Source organism: Caulobacter sp. UNC358MFTsu5.1, assembly GCF_000712075.1.
GTDB lineage: Bacteria > Pseudomonadota > Alphaproteobacteria > Caulobacterales > Caulobacteraceae > Caulobacter.
Genome location: NZ_JONW01000005.1, coordinates 412183 through 431711 on the forward strand (window position 1 = coordinate 412183; position 19529 = coordinate 431711).

Below are 19529 nucleotides of genomic sequence, written 5' to 3' on the forward strand. Positions count from 1 at the left end.
TTCCGGGCGGCGGTCGCGCACCTGACCGCCTAACGACGACGCGCGGCCGCCTTGGACCGCGACGCACACGGGGAGAGACCGATGACTTCCAACCCACGCCGGGTCGCGGCCGGGCTCGCCGCGCTGCTGGGTCCGCTGGCCCTGGCCGCCCCCGCCTTCGCGACCGATGAGCCGGCCGCCCGCCAAGCCGTGTCCGACGCCTGGTGGACCGGACCGATCCTGGCCTCGGGCGCCTCGACCCTGCCCAAGGGCCACGCCCTGATCGAGCCCTATCTCTACGACGCCAAGCCCTACGGCGCGATCGACGGCGAGGGGAAGCGCCACGACGTTCCGGACGCCGACGGCTTCGGCTCGCTGACCTATCTGCTGTACGGCGTCACCGACACCTTCACCGCCGGGGTCATCCCGCGCTTCGGCTACGCCCGGACCAAGGCCGGCTCCAGTTCGGGCGTCCAGCTGGGCGACTTCACCGTCCAGGGCCAGTACCGCCTGACCCAGTGGAAGGAAGGCGGTCGCACCCCGACAATCTCGGTGCTGCTGCAGGAGACCCTGCCCACCGGCCGCTACGACCGATTGGACGACCGCCCGCACGACGGGTTCGGCAGCGGGGCCTACGCCACCACCCTGGGGGTCAATTCCCAGACCTATTTCTGGACGCCCAACGGCCGCATCCTGCGTACCCGCCTGAACCTCGCCTACACGGTCTCGGGCCACGCCGACGTCGAGGGCGCCAGCGTCTATGGCACGCCGACGGGCTTCGACGGCCGGGCCAAGCCGGGCGACTCGTTCAACGTGGACCTGGCCTTCGAGTACAGCATCACCCGCCAGTGGGTGGCGGCCCTGGACCTGGCCTATCAGCGCGACGCCTCGACCAAGGTCAGCGGCGTCGACGGCGCCGGCGTCGCCTACGAGCGCCGCTCGCCGGTCAGCCAGGCCCTGATCCTGGCCCCGGCCGTCGAGTACAATTTCAGCCCCGCCGTGGGCGTGATCATGGGCGCCCGCATCGTCCCGGCCGGCCGCAACGTCACCGCCTCGGTGACCCCGGTGATCGCGGTGAACTACGTGCTGTAGCACCTGGCCCGACCCTATCGGTTTTCCCAGCTTGCCCTGGACGGCAACCGGCGCTAGCTTGCGTTCAAACACTTGTTTGACACGCAGAAAAAGAACGGGATCGGGAAGCGCCATGGATTTCGACATCTCCCCCACGCAGCGGCAGTTCCTGGACCGCGTCACCGCGTTCATGGAAGAGCACATCAAGCCCGCCGTCCCGGTCTACGAGGCCGAGATGAACGTGCTGGGCGCCGAGCGCTGGAAGGTCGTCCAGGTGGTCGAGGAGCTGAAGGCCAAGGCCAAGGCCGCCGGCCTGTGGAACTTCTTCATGCCGCCGCACAGCGGCCAGACGCACGTCGACGACACCTTCCAGTTCGAGGGCGTCCAGCTGACCAACCTCGAATACAGCCTGATCGCCGAACAGCTGGGCAAGATCGGCTTCGCCTCCGAGGTCTTCAACTGCTCGGCGCCGGACACCGGCAACATGGAAGTGCTGATGCGTTACGGCACGCTGGAGCAGAAGGAGCGCTGGCTGCGCCCGCTGATGAACGGCGAGATCCGCAGCGCCTTCCTGATGACCGAACCGGCGGTGGCCAGTTCGGACGCCACCAATATCGAGACCCGCATCGAGCGCGACGGCGACCACTATGTGATCAACGGCCGCAAGTGGTGGAGCTCGGGCGTGGGCGATCCGCGCTGCAAGGTCGCCATCGTCATGGGCAAGACCGATCCCGACAACGCCAGCCGCCACCAGCAGCAGAGCCAGGTGCTGGTGCCGATGGACGCCCCCGGCATCGAGATCGTCCGCATGCTGCCGGTGTTCGGCTATGACGACGCCCCGCACGGCCACGCCGAGGTGATCCTCAAGGACGTGCGCGTGCCGATCCAGGACGCCCTGCTGCTGGGCGAGGGCCGCGGCTTCGAGATCGCCCAGGGCCGCCTGGGCCCCGGCCGCATCCACCACTGCATGCGCACCATCGGCACGGCCGAGGTGGCGCTGGAGAAGATGTGCAAGCGGCTGATGAGCCGGAAGGCCTTCGGCAAGTACATCTCCGACCACTCGGTCTGGGAGGAGCGCGTCGCCGAGGCCCGCATCAACATCGAGATGTGCCGCCTGCTGTGCCTCAAGGCCGCCGACATGATGGACAAGGCCGGCAACAAGTCGGCGCGTCTGGAGATCGCGATGATCAAGGTCGCGGCCCCGCGCCTGGCCCTGAAGATCATCGACGACGCCATCCAGGCCCACGGCGGCGGCGGCGTGACCACCGACTTCGGCCTGGCCAAGGCCTATGCCGGCATCCGCACCCTGCGCCTGGCCGACGGTCCGGACGAGGTGCACGAGCGCACCATCGCTCGCATGGAGTACGGCAAGTACGGCGACCTGGTCTTCAAGCAGAAGGCCGAGAAGGAAGCCGCCCTGCACGTGCCCGGCATTCGCTAGCCGCGCCACCCCCGACGCGGTGAAGCGGTGAAGGCCTCCCGGAGCGATCCGGGAGGCCTTCTTCAGTTCTGGACGTCCCCTCCCGCTATCGGACCCCGGCGGCTATTTCGCCGACGCCGGGCCCCACCCGCCGTCGGGGTCGTCGTCCGCCGCCGCCACCGACGCCACCGCCTGGCCGCCGACCGGGATCGTGAAGCCCGGCATGCGGCGCGGCGCCGCCGTCGGGATCGGCGTGGCCGGAGCCCGGGGCGCGCCCGCCGCGGCGTTGACGCACTGGGCGGTGTCGCTCAGCGCGTGCTGCCCCAGGCAGAAGACGTCCTCGTACTGGGGACCGGCCACCGCCAGGCATTGGTAGAGGTTCAGCTTGGCCATCTTCATGCACTGGCCGCTGGTCTCTTCGTGCATGACGTTGTCCAGCTCGCCGACATGGTCGTCGTCGGCCGCGCCCAGCAGGGCCAGGGCCGCCAGGGCCGCGGCCCGGACGGTCACCGGCGTGAAGGCCGCGCCGCCCTCGCCCCCGCCGCCGAAGGTGCGCTCGCCCCCCTCGCGCGGGGCCGTCGCCGCCTGGATCAGCCGGCCGGCGTCGTGGTCGTCGGGATTGAAGAAGGCGGCCGAGATCGCCTTGACCTTGGCCAGACGGCCGGCGCTGTCGACGATCGCCCCCTTCGACCAGTCCTGGCGCTGGATGTCGTAGGCCGCCTTGCGCACCGCCTTGCCGGTGGCGTCCAGCGGCGCGCCGCGCTTGAGCAGGGCCGCCTGGGCCCGGCTGGCGGCGGCCGCCACGCCCTCGATGTCGAGGACGCTCTCGGGGTCGTCCTGCAGGCGGGCGGCCAGCACCTCGGACGGGGTGTCGCGGGTGGCCCGCCGCACGCCGTCGATGAAGGCCGGCTCCTGCAGGGCCGCGATGGCCCCGTAGGCGATCATCCCGGCGTCCAGCTGTTCGGGCTGGTAGGCCGCGCCCTTGGCCAGGGCCTCGGAGACGCCGCCGCCGTCCGCGAACGCCGCCGAGATGCCGCCCGCGCCCCGGGTGTAGGTTTCGAAGGCGCTGGCCGCCGCGACGACGTCGCGGGCCAGGCTGACGCCGGGTTCGCTCCGCTCCTGACGAGCGACCGCGAAACCGGACACGGCGACCACGGCGACAAGCGCGCTCGTCGCCCAAATGACAGGGTGTTTCATCTTGATAGCCCCAGGCCGAACTTCAGCCCTACTGAACGTCCCTCAACTGGAGCATTCCCCAATATTTTCGCCATAGCGAGAGACATGGTTCATGTATTGGACTATTTTACTGCACACCTCCGGTGCGTTAATCTTAAAAATAAGGTCTTCACCCTAGTTCACTACGGGAACTACCTTATGTCGGAAAGTCGACACTTCTCCAAACGTCAGTATTCAAAGCCCGGAGCGCACCGCCGCGCCCGCGGCGGGCCGGGCCGCCGACGGGAGCGGTCCGGCCGCTCCCGTCGGGATTCGCCTCAGTTCCCGACCGGGATCGGCGACGACATCGCCGCCACCGCCTGACCCGCCACGGGGATCGTGAAGCCGCGGGACGGACGGGCCGCCGGACCGGGCGCCGTCGTCGGGAGCGTCCCGCCGCCCGCCGCCTCGTTGACGCACTGGGCGGTGTCGATCAAGGCGTGCTGGCCCAGGCAGAAGACGTCCTCGTAGTGCGGACCGGCGACGGCCAGGCACTGGTAGAGGTTCAGCTTGGCCATCTTCATGCATTGGCCGCTGCGCTCGTCGTGCATGACCTTGTCCAGGCCGTCGACGTCGTCGTCACCGGCCGCGCCCAGCACCGCCAGGGCCGCCAGGGCCGCGGCGCGCGTCGTCACCGGGGTGAAGGCCGCCCCGCCCTCGCCGCCGCCGTTGAAGGCGTCGCCCTCGCGCGGGGCCGTCGCGGCCTGGATCAGCCGACCTGCGTCGTCGTCGCCGGGGATGAAGAACACCGCCGAGATCGCCTTGACCTTGGCCAGGCGGCCGGCGGCGTCGACGATCGTGCCCTTGGACCAGTCCTGGCGCTGGATGTCGTAGGCCGCCTTCTTGACCGCCTTGCCCGTGACGCCCAGCGGCGCGCCGCGCTTGAGCAGGGCCGCCTGGGCCCGGCCGGCGGCGGCCCCGACGCCGTCGATCTCGAGGACGCTCTCCGGATTGGCCTCAAGGCGCTCGATCAGCGCCTGCTCCGAGGTCTCGCGGGCCGCCTGGCGGACGCCGTCGATGAAGGCCTGCTCCTGCAGAGCCGCGATGGCGCCGTAGGCGATCATGCCGGCGTCCAGCTGCTGGGGCTGGTAGGCCGCGCCCTTGGCCAGGGCGTCGGCGACGCCGCCGCCGCTTTCGAACGCGGCCGAGATCGAGCCCGCGCCGCGGGTGTAGGTTTCGAAGGCGCTGGCCGCGGCGACCACGTCGTGGGCTAGGCTGACGCCCGGCTCGCCGCGCTCCTGGCGGGCGACCGCGAAACCAGAGACGGCGACGACGGCGATCAGCGCGCTCGTCGCCCAGAGAACAGGATACTTCATGATGATGGCCCCAGACCGAACTTGAGGCCTATTGGGCGATCATCGCGGTTGATCAGGTCGTAATTTTCACCCTTAATCGACCGTTAAGATACAAGTATTGGACTAGTTTTGACGCGCATTTTGTCGCACTTCGCGTTTCACATTCAGGAACATTACTTCCAATAGACAATTATATGAACGAATGTCGAGCAGCCGACAGTTTCCACTACTGAAACCTCAAAGCGAGGAACACTGCATGGCAACGACGACGGGTGGCGCGCGCCCGTCGCCATGACGACGTCCGAAAACCGCGAGACGGCGCCCCTTCCGGGGCTATGATCGGGCGCATGGACCTCGACCCCGACGTTTGCTACCGCGCCATCCAGACCCGCGACGCCCGCTTCGACGGCCGGCTGTTCGTGGCCGTGAAGACGACGGGCATCTACTGCCGGCCGGTGTGCCCGGCCCGCACGCCGCTGCGCCGGAACGTCACCTTCCACGCCACCGCCGCCTCGGCCCAGGAGGCCGGCTACCGCGCCTGCCTGCGCTGCCGCCCGGAGACCTCGCCGCAGCTGGGGGCCTGGAACGGGGCGTCCAACACCGTCAGCCGCGCCCTGGCCCTGATCGAGGCCGGCGCCCTCGATGAGGGGGACGTCGAGACCCTGGCCGAGCGCGTCGGCGTCGGCGGCCGCCAGCTGCGGCGGCTGTTCCTGCAGCATCTGGGCGCCACGCCGGTCGGGGTAGCCCAGACCCGGCGGGTGCTGCTGGCCAAGCAGTTGATCCACGAGACCGACCTGCCGATGGGCGAGGTGGCCCTGGCCGCCGGCTTCGGCAGCGTGCGCCGCTTCAACGAGACCTTCCAGCAGCTGTACGACCGGCCGCCCGCCGCCCTGCGCCGGCGCAAGGTCCTCCCCTCTTCCCATGGGGCCGCTCCGCCCGGCGAAGCCATCTCCCTGACCCTGCGCTATCGCCCGCCCTACGACTGGGACGGCATGCTGGCCTTCCTGGCCATGCGCGCCATCCCCGGCGTCGAGGTGGTGCGGGACAACGTCTACCGCCGGACCATCGCCCTGGACGGCGCGGCCGGGACCCTCGCCGTGACGCCGATCGGCGGCGACCGTCTGAGCGTGGCGGTGCGCTTCCCCAAGCCCTCGGCCCTGCCCCGCATCCTGGCCCGGGTGCGCGGGGTTTTCGACCTGTCGGCCGACCCGGTCGGCATCGGCGAGGTGCTGTCGCGCGACCCGCGCCTGGCCCGGATGGTCGCCGCGCGCCCCGGCCTGCGGGTGCCCGGCGCCTGGGACGGGTTCGAGCTGGCCGTGCGCGCGATCCTGGGCCAGCAGATCACCGTGGTGCAGGCGCGCAAGCTGGCCGGCGAGCTGGTGGCCTCGCATGGCGAGGCGCTCTCGGACCCCTGGGCCGAGCCCGGCCTGACCCACGCCTTCCCGACGCCCCAGCACTTGGCCGCCGCCGACCTGTCGGGCCTGAAGATGCCCGGCGCGCGCATCCGCTGCCTGTCGAGCATGGCCGCCGCCGCCGTCGACGATCCGAACCTGCTGTCGCCGACCGCCGGCCTGGCCGAGATGGTCGCCCGCCTGCGCGCCCTGCCTGGCATCGGCGAATGGACGGCCCAGTACATCGCCATGCGCCAGCTGCGCGAACCCGACGCCTTCCCGGCCGCCGACGTCGCCCTGATGCGCGCCCTGGCGGACGCCGACGGCGTTCGTCCGACGGCGGACGAACTCCTGGCCCAGGCCGAGGCCTGGCGCCCCTGGCGGGCCTATGCGGCCCTGCACCTGTGGGCGTCGCTGGCCGACGAAGGCGCGCCGCCGATCCGGAAGGTCAAGCGTGCGGCCTGAGGTCCTGACACTGAGCGTGCTGTCCACCCCGATCGGCGAGATCGACGTGGTCGCCGACGCGGAAGGCCGCCTGCGGGTGCTGGAATTCCACGACCAGCCCGAGCGCCTGGCCAGGGCCCTGCGCCTGCACCACCGCGGCCAGACCGTGGAGACCGGCGCCGCGCCGGCGGCCGTGCGCGATGGCCTGGCCGCCTATTTCGCCGGCGAGCTGGAGGCGCTGCGGACCGTTCCCTGGACGATCGGCGGCACGGACTTCCAGCACCGGATGTGGCGCGCGCTGGTCGAGATCCCGCCCGGCGAGACGACGACCTATGCCGGCCTGGCCCAGCGGCTGGGCCGCCCCTCGGCGATGCGCGCGGTGGGCGCGGCCAACGGCGCCAACCCGATCGCCGTCGTCGTGCCCTGCCACCGGGTGATCGGAACCGGCGGGTCCCTGACCGGCTACGGCGGCGGGGTGGAGCGCAAGCGGTGGCTGCTGGAACATGAAGGCGCCCGCGCCTAATCCGCTCATCCCGGCGAATGCCGGCACCCAGATCCCATGGCCGTGTGGCTGACTGGAAGAACTCAGCGCTTTTGGCGTCGGCTCCAAAGCCATTCCATCTGGGTCCCGGCATTCGCCGGGATGAGCGGATTTCAAAGGTTCCCCCGCCTCTCACATCCCCTAAGATGGCCAGGTCCCGCGGAACCCCCAGGCCCCATGCAGCTGTCCCTCCCGACCACCACCTCCGTCCGCTGGCTCAGCTGGCTGCGGCGGCGGATCCGGTCCAGCGAGCTGTGGCTGATCGCGGTGGCCATCCTGATCGGGGCGGGCGCCGGGGCCCTGGCCGTGCTGCAGGCCAAGCTGGCCCACGGCCTGCAGGTGATGCTGTTCGCCATCGACATGGACGAGCGGCTCAGCGCCCAGAGCGTGATCGCCCCGTGGCGACTGTGGGCCATCCCGATCGGCGGCCTGGCGCTGGGCGCGGCCACCTGGGCCTGGCTGAAATACCGCCCCAAGCCCGCCGTCGACCCGGTCGAGGCCAACGCCCTGCACGGCGGCCACCTGTCGGTCCGCGACAGCACCTTCATCTGCGGCCAGACCCTGCTGTCGAACGGGGTCGGGGCCTCGGTCGGGCTGGAGGCCGCCTACGCCCAGGCCGGCGCCGCCATCGCCTCGTTCGTCGGCCAACGGCTGAACCTGCGGCGGGCCGACATGCGCACCCTGGTCGGCGCGGGCGCGGGCGCGGCCATCGCCGCCGCCTTCGGCGCGCCGCTGACGGGGGCCTTCTACGCGTTCGAGATCGTCATCGGCGCCTACACCGTCGCCAACCTGGCGCCCGTGGCCGCCGCCGCCCTGGCCGCGGTGCTGGTGGCCGGGCGCATGGGCGGCCTGCCCTATCTGCTGAAGACCTCGACCCCGGCCGTGCAGTCGTGGTTCGACTACGGCCTCTACGCCCTGCTGGGCGTGGTCTGCGCCTTCGCCGGCATCGCCCTGATGCGGCTGGTGGCCTCGGCCGAGGGCCTGGTCGGCAAGACCAAGCTGCCCAAGACCTTCCGCCCGATGGTCGGGGGCCTGGCCCTGGCGGCCATGGCGATGATCACCCCCCAGACCCTGTCGGCCGGCCACGGGGCGGTGCACGTCAACCTGACCGCCGACCTGGGGCTGAAGATGCTGGTGATCCTGCTCTTCATGAAGGCCCTGGCCAGCGTGGTGTCGCTGAGCTTCGGCTTCCGGGGCGGCCTGTTCTTCGCCTCGCTGTTCCTGGGCGTGCTGGTGGGCCAGATCTTCGCGGCCCTGACCGTCTTCGTGCCCTGGCTGCCGTCGCTGGATCCGACGGTGGCGGCCCTGGTTGGCCTGGGCGCGTTCGGGGTGGCCGTGGTCGGCGGCCCCTTCACCATGTCGTTCCTGGTGCTGGAGGCGACCGGCGACTTCACCGTGGCCGCCGCGGCCCTGGTGGCCTCGCTGATCGCCAGCGCCATCGTGCGCGAGACGTTCGGCTACTCGTTCTCGACCTGGCGGCTGCACCTGCGCGGCGAGACCATCCGCAGCGCCCACGACGTCAGCTGGATGCGCCCCCTGACCGCCGGCCGGATGATGCGCAAGGACGCCAAGACCATCCCCGCCGAGGCCACCCTGGCCGAGTTCCGCCGCCGCTATCCGCTGGGCTCGACCAAGCGGGTGGTGGCCCTGGACGCCACGGGCCGCTACGCCGGCATCGTCCGCACCGCCCTGGCCTACGCCCATCCCGACGAGAGCGAGGAGGCCGTCGCGTCCCTCGCCCAGTACGGCGACACCGCCCTGACGGCCGACCAGTCGATCAAGGAAGTCATGCGCGCCTTCGACCACACCCAGGCCGACGAACTGGCGGTGATCGACGGCAATCGCGAGGTGATCGGGATCCTGTCGGAAGCCTATGCGACGCGGCGGTACGCCGAGGAACTGGACAAGGCGCGGCGGGAGCTGACGGGGGAAGTCTCCTAAAACCTTCTCCCAGAGGGAGAAGGAGGGGCCCGCGCCGAAGTCGTGGGAGGATGAGGGGTTACACCCTCGACCGGCGTGCCGGCCCGCCGTCAACCGTTCCTACCCCCTCACCCTCCCGCCGCTACGCGGCGGGCCCCTCCCTCTCCCTATGGAAGAGGGATCAAATAAATCGGATTCCCGATCAGCAGCAGCCGCCCCTGCGCATCCCGCAGGTTCAGCCGCACCCACGACGCCTTGTCGCCCATCTTCACGGTGAAGGCCCCGTTCGCCCCCACCGCCACCGGCAGCTTGGCCCCGTCGCGGATCACCTCGACGCCCGCCATCTCGCCGCCGGTCACGGACACCGTGAACGCCACCGCCTCGCCCTTGCGCGCGGTCAGCACGCCGCCCATCGCGGCCGCGCCCGCCTTGGACCTGGCCGAGAAGTCCAGTATCCGGTCCCGGGTCCCGTCGAGATCGATGAACACCCGGCCCGCGCGCACGCCCGCCAGAATCCCTGCCGTCGACAGCTCTTCAGCATGGACCACCGTGGTCGGCCGGCCCACGGACCCGGGCGTGTCGGGCGTCAGGCCGGCGTCGTGGTTGTCGCTGCCGCCGACGGCGGTGATGCGGTGGCCGGCGTTCAGCTGGGCCTCCCAGAACGGAACCCCGAACAGCGGACCTTCGACGCCGCCCTGGGCGCGCTGGGAGCCGCCGTTGGCGACCTCGATCGACTGCACCTGGTCATAGTCCGTGTCCGGAACGGTCCAGCCGCAGCCCATGCACTGCTCGCCCGAGGGCGAGCTCGGGTGGTTGATCGAGAACACCCCGCCGGCCGCCGCCACCGCGTCCTGCAGGGCCTTGATCGTCGGCACGCTGGGGTCGCCCAGCCGGAAGTCGATGAAGGCCGTCGGGCCGAAGACGTTGGCGTGGCCCTGGAAGGTGGTGACCTCGCGGCCAGGGATCAGCAGCAGCTGGTCAAAGGCCGGCTGCAGCTCGGCCATGGCCTCGTAGTGGCTGGTGGTGTTGTGGTCGGTGATGGCGATGAAATCCAGGCCCCGGGCCTTGGCGGCCTCGACGGTGCGGTAGACCGGGCACGGGGCCCGGACGCCCGACTGCGCCAGGCAGGAGCCGTCGCTGTGGGCGGTGTGCATGTGCAGGTCACCGCGATACCAGCCGGGCGCGGCCTTCAGCGGCCCGGGCGCGAAGTTGGTCACGCCGGGTCGGCGCTCGAAGGTGATCCTGGCCTCGTAGGCGGCGCTGGAGTTCGGCCGGGCGTTGGGCACGCCCAGCAGCAGGGTCCAGCGGCCGGCCGGCAGCGGACCGGGCAGGTAGCTGGGGGTGGCGTCCTCGGCCGAGACCGTGAAGCGCTTCTTGTTGCCGCCGCTCCAGCCGCGGAACCGCACAGGATCCAGCAGGCCCAGGTCGACGACGGTCTTCTGATCGCGGGCGTAGTCGACCTCGACGGTCAGGCGGATGACGCCTTCCGGTACGTCGAAGGTCACCGGCTTGTAGGTCTGGTGGTCGGCGCCCAGCACCTGGCCGGTCAGGACCAGGTCGGGCTTGCCCGCGTCGGCGGCCCAGGCGGGCGAGGCCAGGAAGAGGAAGATCAGCGCCAGCCAACGGACCATGTTCGGCTCCCTAAAAAGGCGGGCGACCGGTCGAAACCGGCCGCCCAGTCGCGGGGAATGCGGGGAAGAAGGACTAGAACCGGTACATCAGCGCCGCGCGGAACGAGCGGCCGAACTCCGGACGGCCGATGCCGTACAGGGCCCCGGCCTCGCCGCTGATGATCTGGCCGGCGCGGGGATTGCCCTCGGTCAGGCCCAGTTCGTTGGTGAGGTTGTTGCCGTAAGCGTAGACCGTCAGGGCGTCGGTGATGTTGTAGCGGACCGTGGCGCCCAGCAGGGTGTAGGCCGGCAGCTTCGAGGTGTTGGCGGCGTCGGAATAACGATCGCCGTAGCGCTCGACGGTGGCCTGCAGGCGCAGCTTGCTGTCCAGCAGGTTCAGGCCCGGCGTCACCCGGAACGAAGTCTTGGGCACGCGGATCAGCTGGTTGCCGGTGAAGTCGCGGGTGCGGCTGGCCGTCGTGGCCGGCGGCTTGACCTGGCAGGTCGGGTCCGAGGCCGCGACGGTGCAGCTTTCCTCGAACTTGTAGTCGCCGAACTCGGGGTTCTGGATCGTGGCGCTGACGTTCAGGTCGAACCACGAGACCGGGCGCACCGTGCCTTCCAGCTCCAGGCCCAGCGTCTTGGTGTCGGTCATGCTGGTCTGGTTGACGTAGGCGCCGGTGGTCGGATTGAACACCAGGCTGCCGAAGCCGAGGTTGTCGTAGGTGGTCTGGAAGGCCGTGGCGTAGAGCTCGATCTTCGGAGTCACCCATTTGAAGCCCAGCTCCGACAGGTCCATCGTCTGGACCATGCCCGTCGAGTTGGTGGCGTTGGTGATGTAGTCGCCCAGAGACGGCAGGCGGAAGGCCGAGGTGTAGCGGGCGAACATGCCCATATCGCCGGTGAACTTGTAGTCGACGCCCAGGGTCCAGCCGGCGTGGTCGAACTTGCGGTCCAGGCGGTCATAGACGCCCGTGCCGGCCAGCACCGTGTCGTCGGCCGGGGTGGGGGACTGGCCGAGATTGATTGTGGTCGAGCGCTCGCTGCGGCCCTCGAACTCGATCTTCTCCCAGCGCACGCCGGCGTCGACGCGCAGCTTGGGCGTGATGCTCCACTCGTCGGTCAGGTAGAGGGCCACGGTGTTGGACTTGCCGTCGCCGTTGGCGAACTCGGCGCCGTAGCGGCTGATGCCGTTCTCGGTCAGGCTGGACAGCACCTTGCCCGTGGCGTCGACGGCCACCAGGTCCAGGCGGCGGGCATTGCTCCGCACGTCCAGCAGGGCGTTGGCCGAGTAGCGGTTGAAGGCCTCCTCGACGTGGGCGGTGTAGACGCCGAACGCCACGTCATGGCTCTGCTCGCCGAACTCGAACTTGTGCAGGAAGCGGGCGTCGTTGATCAGTTCGTCCAGCGGCACCGAGACGTAGCGGAGCGAACCGTCCAGCACGAGGCCGTTGCCGTTCTGGCCGGCGCCGGCGGTGTTGAACACCTCGCCGCTGGTCGTGTAGCGCAGCTGCACATCGGTGGCGCCGGGCGTGGCGGCCAGCAGGGCGGCGCGGTACTGGGCGATGCGGGCGCTGCCCAGCACCGGGGTGTTGGGGAACAGGCCGATGCGCTTGGACTCCGAGGTGCGGTAGCGCAGCGTGTCCTGGAAATGCCAGCCGTCGAACGGCTCGTACTTGAACACCGCCGTGGCCTGGGTCAGCTCGACCTCGGTGCCGCGCGTCAGGTCCCAGTTGAACGGGCCGGTCGGGCCGCGCAGGGTCAGGTGGGCGGTCTCCGGCCCGGCCAGGGTGCCGGTCAGCGGGTCGAAGCCGGGGGCGGCGCTGGGCTCGCCGGCGGCGTTGAACTTCAGCGGCACGCCCGCGAACAGGATGACGTTGTCGTCCAGGTGTTTCAGGTTGAACTCGATGCTGCCGCGCTCGAAGTCGCGCCCGGCCTCGATCCGCCACTGATAGCCCTTGTTGGCGTCGAAGCCCGGGTCGCGGATGCCGTCTTCCTCGCGCCAGAAGCCGCCGATCGAAGCGTGCCAGCCGGCCGCCAGCGGGCCGCCGTAGAACAGGTCGACGCGCTTGGTGCCGTAGTCGCTGATCTGGACCTTGGCGATGCCTTCCGGCGTGTCGCCGCCCTTGCGGGTGATGAAGTTGACCGTGCCGCCGGGGGCGTAGGAGGCGAAGATCGACGAGGGGCCGCCGCGCACCACCTCGATGCGGTCGATGGTCTCGTCCAGGCGGAACGACTGGTCGGCGTTCAGATAGCCCAGGCCGCCGTCGTGCTGGATCGGCGCGCCGTCCTCCTGCAGGGCGATGGCCGAATAGCCTTCCTGCGGGATGCCGCGGGCGCGGATGTTGGCGCTGGCCTCGCCGCCCGAGGCCTCGACCCAGAAGCCGGGCACGGCCTTCAGCGCGTCGGCCACGCCCATCGGGGCGCGCATCCGCAGCGCCTCCTCGTTCATGGTGGTGACGGCGTAGCTGGTCTCCAGCCGGGTGCGGGCGTCCGAGCCGGCGCGCGAGGTGACGATGATCTCGGCGACGGTGTCAGCGGCCGCCGAGCCGGCGGCCAAAGGGGCCGAACCCTTTTCGCGCAGGGTGATGACCTGGGCGTTGGCCGAGGCGATCTCCAGCTCGCCGCCGTCGATCAGCCGGCGCAGGGCCTCCTCGCGGCCGTAGGCGCCCTTCAGCCCGGCGGTGCGGTGGCGGGCGGCGACGTCGTAGGGGAACATCAGCTGCACGCCGGCCTGGCGCGAGAAGGCGTTCAGGGCGGTGGCGGTGTCGCCGGCCGGGATGTCGAAGGTCACCCGCGCGGCCGCTTGGGCCACGGCCTTCACCGGGACGACGGAAACCAGCGCCGTGGTGGCCAGCAACGCGCATGCGCCCAGGCGCAGACCCAAGGTCTTGATCATAGGAGAGCCCCCTGTTGTCGTTGATCGCCGTGATCGGCGTCTCGAACGGCAAGACGGGGGAGCGGGGCAAAACCCCTATCGAGATTTAAGAAGAATTCGCGACGGCCCGTCCTCGACGATCCGTACACCGAAGGTCATGCGCAGGGCGTCCAGGAAGCTGTCGGGATCGCCGGTCAGGAAGCGGCCGCCCAGGCGCAGGGACCCGGCCTTGTCGTCGGCGATCACCAGCTTGCGGGTCAGGTAGCGATTGTACTCCTCGACCGCGACCGACAGGGGCTGGCCCTCGAAGACGATCTCGCCGCGCCGCCAGGCCTGGACGCTCTGGACCTCGTCCTCGGGCGTGGCGACAACCGCGACGCCGTGCGGCGTGACCTCCAGGGCCTGGCGGGCGTCGGCGGGCCCGACCACCTGGGCCCGGGCCGCGCCCGAGGCGGTCTCGACCGCCGCCTGGCCGGCCAGCACGATCAGGTCCAGCCCCGCCGGGCGCAGGCGGGCGTTGAACTGGCCGGCGGCCAGACGCGCCAGGCCTTGAGACGTGAATAGCTCGAACGGCCGCAACTGGTCGTGGGCGATCATCAGCGCCGCCTCGCCGCGCGACAGCCACAGCCGCCGCCGCTTGCGGTCGAACCGCCAGAAGACCTCCGTGTCGGTGTTCAGCTCGACCGAGCTGCCGTCGGGCAGGGCCAGGGTGCGGCGCTCGCCCACCCCGGTGGTCACGCGGTCGCGCAGCAGGACGTCGCGCTCCAGATAGGCCGCGCCCGCCAGGCCGGCCGCCAGGGCCGCCCCGCCGCCGGTCAGCCAGGCGCGCCGGCTGGGCCGCGGCGTCGCCTCGTCCTCGGCCTCGCGCAGGGCGTCCAGGCGGCTCCAGGCCGTGGCCACCTCGGCGAAGGCGGCGGCGCGGCGCGGATCGGCCTCGCGCCAGGCGTCCAGGTCCTGTTCGGAAGCACGGCCGGCGTCGAGGCGCGCCAGCCACAGCGAGGCCTCGGCGATCAGCGCGTCTCTGTCTTGATCGCCCGGTTTGCCCATGAACTCGATCGTTTCCCGATACTGCGGCCATCGCCCGTGGCCAGGGCCTTGGTCAAGAGCTTCAGGCCCTTGGCGAGGTGTTTCTCGACTGTAGAGACGGACAAGTTCAACCTAACCGCTATCTGCCCGGGCGAAAGGCCGTGCATTTTTCGCAAGGTCAGCACTTTTCGGCACTGGACCGGCAGCCGCTCGAGGGCGGCCAGCACCAGGTCCAGCTCCTGGCGGGCGCTGGTCACCGCATAGGCGTCCGGCGCCGGGTCGGGCAGAGCGTCCATCTCCAGCACCCCGATCTGACGGATGCCCACCACCTTGGCGCGGCGGAAGCGTTCGAAGGCCAGGTTGCGGATGATGGTCATCACGAACCGCTCGGGCGTCTCCAGCCGTCGCCACTCGGCCACGCCCAGCACCTTGGCGTAGGCCTCCTGCACCAGGTCCTCGGCGTCGCCCTCGTCGCCGACCAGCTTGCGGGCGTAGGCCCGGTAGTTGGCCGCGTAGGGCAGGACGCTGGCGGCGAACCAGCGGTCGATGTCGCGTAGCCAAGCCATGGAAGACGTCCGCCCCCTCATCGCTGCGCCGGATCCTCGAGGCGCTGAACTAGCCGCATCGTGTGTCGGTTTGCTGACAGCGCCCCGGGGCCTTGCCGACGGCGCGGATGGGCTTAGGTGTGAGGGGCGGCGCAGCGCGAGGGACCCCGGTGGTGAGCGATCGGCTCTGGCATGGCCAACTGGACCTCGGCGACCGCTGGGCGGTGTGGACCGGCTCCATCGGGGCCAGCGTCCCGCACCGCCACCTGGCCGCCCAGCTGGTGTTGGGCGACACGCCGGTGGGCGTCGTGGACGGCCTGGGCCGGCGGCATGAGGCCCGGGCCGTGCTGGTCGATCCCCTGGTTCAGCATCGCCTTGAGCCGCACGACCAGGCCCGCCAGGTCTTCGTCGAGGCCATGGCCCCCAGCGCCGAGGCCGTGGCCATGCTGACGGCCCTGCGCCCCCTGCCCGACGCGCTGGTCCTCAGCTCGCCCAATCCGCGCCTCCAGGCTTGGCGGCGCATCCTGACCGATCCCGAACCGCATGACGCCGCGCCGCTGCCCGAGGCCCTCGCGCGCTCGCTGGCCGTGATCGACGCGCGGCTGGCCGAAGGACCCGTGCCCCTGGCCGTGGCGGCCTGGGCGGCGAACCTGTCGCCCGAGCGCTACCGCCACCTGTTCGTCGAGGCCCTGGGCCTGCCCTATCGCCGCTACCTGCTGTGGCGCCGGGTCCAGCGGGCCTTCGTGGCGCTGAAGTCCGGCGAGGACGTGACCGCCTCGGCCCACCTGGCGGGCTTCGCCGACGCCGCCCATTTCGCCCGCACGCTGAAGGGGATGTTCGGGGTGATGGCGACGCAGATCCCGGTTTGAGGCCGCCGCACCAAAATCGTTGTCATCCCGGAAGCCTCGTAGAGGCTGTCCGGGACCTAGGGGACTGGGCGAATGCTGTGCGACTGCCCCTGGGTCCCGGACAAGTGCTGCGCACTTTCCGGGATGACAACCGTGGGATGGCGGCTAAGTGAGCCCCCTAGCCGCTACGTTCAATCGCCCTCCTCCGCCGCCGGCCATGCTGCCCCCATGACCGACACCCGCCCCCCGGACACCCGCCCCTACGTCCCCGCCCTCGGCCGGCCCGAACTGACCGGCCTCTACGACTACGTCGTCGCCCTGGCGACCCGCGAGCGGACCTGGCGCTCGGCCCTGGTCGCCCTGATCGATCCCCGGCCCGGCGAGACCATCCTCGACGTCGGTTGCGGCACCGGCGCCCTGGCGGTGATGCTGAAGACCGCCTGCCCGGCCGCGCGGATCGTCGGGGTCGATCCCGATCCGGCCATCCTGGCCCTGGCGACCGCCAAGGCGCGCAGGGCGGGGGTCGAGATCGACTGGCGCCGGGCCATGGGCGACCGGCTGGCCGAGGTCGCGCCGGCGGGATCGGCCGACAAGGTCGTCTCCAGCCTGGTGCTGCACCAGTGCCCCCTGCCGATGAAGCTGGCCATTCTCCAGGCCATGCACGCGGCGCTGAAGCCGGGCGGGGCGATGATCGTCGGCGACTACGGCCTGCAGCGCACGGCGTTGATGCGGCTGCTGTTCCGTCAGGTGCAGATGGTCGACGGCTTCGCCCTGACCGAGCCCAACGCCAAGGGCGTGCTGCCGTCGCTGATGGCCCAGGCCGGCTTCGCGGGCGTCGAGGAGCGGCGCGTGGTCCCCACCCTGACCGGCTCGATCTCGCTCTACCTGGCGACCAGACCGGAGCCCAAAGCCCTTCCCCGCGTTTGACGTCCATCTGTTTCCGAGGTGGCGTCATGACCGATTTCGATTTCCGCCGGGACCTGATCTCCCGGCCGATCCTGCAATGGGCGCGCGGCGTCATGCCCGCCCTGTCCCAGACCGAGCGCGAGGCGATCGACGCCGGCGACACCTGGTGGGACGCGGCCCTGTTCACCGGCGATCCGGACTGGAACGAACTGCTGGCCTTCCCCACGCCGAAGCTGCGCCCGGACGAGCAGGCCTTCATCGACGGGCCCGTCGACACCCTGTGCGCCATGCTCGACGACTGGACCATGACCTGGGAGACGCGCGACCTGCCGCCCCAGGCCTGGGCCTATCTGAAGAGCCAGAAGTTCTTCGGCATGATCATCCCCAAGGACTACGGCGGCCTGGGCTTCAGCGCCTTCGGCCACGCCGAGATCGTGCGCAAGATCGCCACCCGCTCGGTGTCGGCGGCGGTGACGGCCATGGTGCCCAACAGCCTGGGTCCGGGCGAGCTGATCATGAAGTTCGGCACCCAGGCCCAGCGCGACCACTGGCTGCCGCGCCTGGCCGACGGCCGCGAGGTGCCCGCCTTCGGCCTGACCAGCCCCGAGGCCGGGTCCGACGCCGGGGCCATGATCGACGAGGGCGTGGTCTGCCGCGGGCAATGGAAGGGCCAGGAGGTCCTCGGCATCCGCCTGAACTGGCACAAACGCTACATCACCCTGGGACCGGTCTGCACGGTGCTGGGCCTGGCCTTCAAGCTGCGCGACCCGGACGGCCTGCTGGGCGGCGAGGAGGACATCGGCATCACCTGCGCCCTGGTCCCCACCGACACGGCCGGGGTCGAGATCGGCCGCCGCCATCTGCCCGCCTTCCAGACGTTCCAGAACGGTCCCAACTGGGGCAAGGACGTCTTCATTCCGATGGACCTGGTGATCGGCGGGGCCGAGCGCGTGGGCCAGGGCTGGAAGATGCTGATGACCGCCCTGGCGGCGGGTCGGGGCATCTCGCTGCCGGCCCTGTCGGGCGCGGCGGCGTCGTTCAGCGCCCTGACCACCGGCGCCTACGCCCGCGTGCGCAGCCAGTTCAACGTGCCGATCGGCAAGTTCGAGGGCGTGCAGGAGCGCCTGGCCCGCATCGCCGGCAACGCCTACCTACTGGACGCCGGTCGCCGCCTGACCTGCGCGGGCCTGGACCTGGGCCATCACCCGTCGGTGATCTCGGCCCTGCTGAAGTCGGGCGCCACCGAGCGGATGCGGGTGGTCGTCAATGACGCCATGGACGTGCACGGCGGCAAGGCGGTGATCGAGGGGCCGCGCAACTACATGGGCTCGCAATACCGGGCGATCCCGGTGGGCATCACGGTCGAGGGCGCCAACATCCTGACCCGCAGCCTGATGGTGTTCGGCCAGGGCGCGATCCGGGCCCACCCGTACCTGCTGCAGGAGATCCTGGCCATCGGCGAGGAAGACCGCGCCAAGGGACTGGCCGACTTCGACGCGGTGTTCTGGAAGCACGTGGCCCATTCCGTCCGCACGGGCCTGCGGGCCTGGAGCCGCAGCTGGACCGGCGGCGCCTTCGCCCCCGCGCCGGACGCCGGACGGGCCTCGAAATTCTACCGCCGGATGGGCCGCTACAGCGCCGCCTTCGCCCTGACCTCGGACATCGCCCTGCTGACCCTGGGCGGCGCGCTGAAGCGCAAGGAGATGCTGTCGGGCCGCCTGGGCGACATCCTGGCCGAGCTCTATTTCCTGTCGGCCGCCCTCAAGCGCTGGGAGGACGAGGGCCGCCAGGACGCCGACTTCCCGCTGCTGCAATGGTGCATGGACACGGGCTTCGCCACGATCGAGCAGCGCTTCGACGAGGTGTTCGCCAACCTGCCCAACCAGCTCGCCGGCTGGCTGCTGCGTGCGGCGATCCTGCCGCTGGGGCCGCGCCGCCGGGGGCCCTCGGACAAGGTCACCACCGCCTGCGCCGAGCTGCTGCTGCACCCTTCCGAGACCCGCGACCGGCTGATCGAGAACGTCTATGTGGGCGGCGCCGACGAGGCCGTCGGCCAGCTGATCGACGCCTTCGAACGGGTGGTCGCCACCCAGCCGATCCACGACCGCCTGCGCGCCCAGAAGGTCCGCCACTGGCGGGACGGGGTCGAGCAGGGCTGGGTGTCGGCGGAGGAGATCGCGGCCCTGGAGGCCGCCGACAAGGCCGTGGCGGCGGTGATCGCCGTCGACGACTTCGCGCATGACGGGCTGAGCACCCGGAGCGTCGCCGACGCCCATCCCGCGCCTCCGATCTGGACCGACGGCGTGACGCCGCGGCCGGGGTTCGAGGAGCAGCGGACATTCAGCGGGGTGGGGCCGTAGACGACTTGGGGGACACACACTCACCCATGGGCTTCGCCAGGTCGGCAAGGTCTCAGGGTGAGTGTGTGTCCCCGCCTTCA

14 protein-coding genes are annotated in these 19529 nt (G+C 70.8%); 8 read left to right on the plus strand and 6 right to left on the minus strand.

Annotated features, from left to right (window positions below):
- Positions 1-81 precede the first annotated feature (81 nt).
- Both BR39_RS0104040 and BR39_RS0104045 read left to right on the plus strand, forming a co-directional pair.
- On the plus strand, positions 82-1071 hold the full coding sequence (locus BR39_RS0104040; protein WP_029907976.1) for a transporter: 990 nt from the start codon (positions 82-84) through the stop codon (positions 1069-1071).
- 112 nt (positions 1072-1183) lie between these two features.
- The gene (locus BR39_RS0104045) at positions 1184-2491 is read left to right on the plus strand and encodes an acyl-CoA dehydrogenase family protein (protein ID WP_029907982.1); all 1308 of its coding nucleotides are present in this window, start codon (positions 1184-1186) and stop codon (positions 2489-2491) included.
- Between the two features lie 102 nt (positions 2492-2593).
- Here the strand turns inward: BR39_RS0104045 and BR39_RS0104050 are convergent, their stop codons facing one another.
- Both BR39_RS0104050 and BR39_RS0104055 read right to left on the minus strand, forming a co-directional pair.
- Positions 2594-3625: a hypothetical protein gene (locus BR39_RS0104050; protein WP_156035576.1), complete on the minus strand. Its 1032-nt coding sequence runs from the start codon at positions 3623-3625 to the stop codon at positions 2594-2596.
- Between the two features lie 338 nt (positions 3626-3963).
- Positions 3964-5001 carry a hypothetical protein gene (locus BR39_RS0104055; RefSeq protein ID WP_029907984.1) on the minus strand — a complete coding sequence of 346 codons (1038 nt, stop codon included), beginning with the start codon at positions 4999-5001 and terminating at the stop codon, positions 3964-3966.
- A 326-nt stretch (positions 5002-5327) separates the two neighbouring features.
- On the opposite strand from BR39_RS0104055, the gene BR39_RS0104060 reads away from it, so the two are divergent.
- The 3 genes from BR39_RS0104060 to BR39_RS0104070 all read left to right on the plus strand — a co-directional run bounded on the left by BR39_RS0104060 (position 5328) and on the right by BR39_RS0104070 (position 9297).
- Entirely contained in the window at positions 5328-6836 is a 1509-nt protein-coding gene (locus tag BR39_RS0104060) for an AlkA N-terminal domain-containing protein (protein ID WP_029907985.1), read from the plus strand.
- Positions 6826-7338: a methylated-DNA--[protein]-cysteine S-methyltransferase gene (locus BR39_RS0104065; RefSeq protein WP_029907986.1), complete on the plus strand. Its 513-nt coding sequence runs from the start codon at positions 6826-6828 to the stop codon at positions 7336-7338. Before BR39_RS0104060 ends, BR39_RS0104065 begins: the two co-directional genes overlap by 11 nt.
- A gap of 195 nt (positions 7339-7533) precedes the next feature.
- Entirely contained in the window at positions 7534-9297 is a 1764-nt protein-coding gene (locus BR39_RS0104070; protein WP_029907988.1) for a chloride channel protein, read from the plus strand.
- Positions 9298-9443: 146 nt separating this feature from the next.
- Here the strand turns inward: BR39_RS0104070 and BR39_RS0104075 are convergent, their stop codons facing one another.
- The 4 genes from BR39_RS0104075 to BR39_RS0104090 form a co-directional block, all read right to left on the minus strand.
- Complete coding sequence (locus BR39_RS0104075) at positions 9444-10907, minus strand: CehA/McbA family metallohydrolase (RefSeq protein ID WP_029907989.1); 1464 nt, start codon at positions 10905-10907, stop codon at positions 9444-9446.
- Between the two features lie 73 nt (positions 10908-10980).
- On the minus strand, positions 10981-13785 hold the full coding sequence (locus tag BR39_RS0104080; RefSeq protein WP_029907991.1) for a TonB-dependent receptor: 2805 nt from the start codon (positions 13783-13785) through the stop codon (positions 10981-10983).
- A 75-nt stretch (positions 13786-13860) separates the two neighbouring features.
- Positions 13861-14811 (minus strand): FecR domain-containing protein, encoded by a 951-nt coding sequence (locus tag BR39_RS27335; protein WP_029907992.1) that lies wholly within the window; start codon positions 14809-14811, stop codon positions 13861-13863.
- Positions 14775-15356 (minus strand): RNA polymerase sigma factor, encoded by a 582-nt coding sequence (locus BR39_RS0104090; RefSeq protein ID WP_029907993.1) that lies wholly within the window; start codon positions 15354-15356, stop codon positions 14775-14777. The genes BR39_RS27335 and BR39_RS0104090 overlap by 37 nt, the downstream gene beginning before the upstream one ends.
- Before the next feature lie 152 nt (positions 15357-15508).
- Between BR39_RS0104090 and BR39_RS0104095 the strand changes: the two genes are divergently transcribed.
- From BR39_RS0104095 to BR39_RS0104105, 3 genes are all read left to right on the plus strand, one after another.
- A complete protein-coding gene (locus BR39_RS0104095) occupies positions 15509-16204 on the plus strand; it encodes an AraC family transcriptional regulator (RefSeq protein ID WP_156035577.1) in 696 nt (231 codons plus the stop codon).
- A gap of 207 nt (positions 16205-16411) precedes the next feature.
- Positions 16412-17110, plus strand: a complete 699-nt coding sequence (locus tag BR39_RS0104100) for a class I SAM-dependent methyltransferase (protein WP_029907995.1) — start codon at positions 16412-16414, stop codon at positions 17108-17110.
- Positions 17111-17136: 26 nt separating this feature from the next.
- Positions 17137-19449 carry an acyl-CoA dehydrogenase gene (locus tag BR39_RS0104105; protein WP_029907997.1) on the plus strand — a complete coding sequence of 771 codons (2313 nt, stop codon included), beginning with the start codon at positions 17137-17139 and terminating at the stop codon, positions 19447-19449.
- Positions 19450-19529 lie beyond the last annotated feature (80 nt).

What these genes read in the sequence shown, in the direction of transcription:
- BR39_RS0104040 (WP_029907976.1), top strand. Translation starts at nt 82, where the DNA reads ATGACTTCCAACCCACGCCGGGTCGCGGCCGGGCTCGCCGCGCTGCTG.
- BR39_RS0104045 (WP_029907982.1), top strand. Translation starts at nt 1,184, where the DNA reads ATGGATTTCGACATCTCCCCCACGCAGCGGCAGTTCCTGGACCGCGTC.
- BR39_RS0104055 (WP_029907984.1), bottom strand. Translation starts at nt 5,001, where the DNA reads ATGAAGTATCCTGTTCTCTGGGCGACGAGCGCGCTGATCGCCGTCGTC.
- BR39_RS0104060 (WP_029907985.1), top strand. Translation starts at nt 5,328, where the DNA reads ATGGACCTCGACCCCGACGTTTGCTACCGCGCCATCCAGACCCGCGAC.
- BR39_RS0104070 (WP_029907988.1), top strand. Translation starts at nt 7,534, where the DNA reads ATGCAGCTGTCCCTCCCGACCACCACCTCCGTCCGCTGGCTCAGCTGG.
- BR39_RS0104075 (WP_029907989.1), bottom strand. Translation starts at nt 10,907, where the DNA reads ATGGTCCGTTGGCTGGCGCTGATCTTCCTCTTCCTGGCCTCGCCCGCC.
- BR39_RS0104080 (WP_029907991.1), bottom strand. Translation starts at nt 13,785, where the DNA reads ATGATCAAGACCTTGGGTCTGCGCCTGGGCGCATGCGCGTTGCTGGCC.
- BR39_RS27335 (WP_029907992.1), bottom strand. Translation starts at nt 14,811, where the DNA reads ATGGGCAAACCGGGCGATCAAGACAGAGACGCGCTGATCGCCGAGGCC.
- BR39_RS0104090 (WP_029907993.1), bottom strand. Translation starts at nt 15,356, where the DNA reads ATGGCTTGGCTACGCGACATCGACCGCTGGTTCGCCGCCAGCGTCCTG.
- BR39_RS0104100 (WP_029907995.1), top strand. Translation starts at nt 16,412, where the DNA reads ATGACCGACACCCGCCCCCCGGACACCCGCCCCTACGTCCCCGCCCTC.
- BR39_RS0104105 (WP_029907997.1), top strand. Translation starts at nt 17,137, where the DNA reads ATGACCGATTTCGATTTCCGCCGGGACCTGATCTCCCGGCCGATCCTG.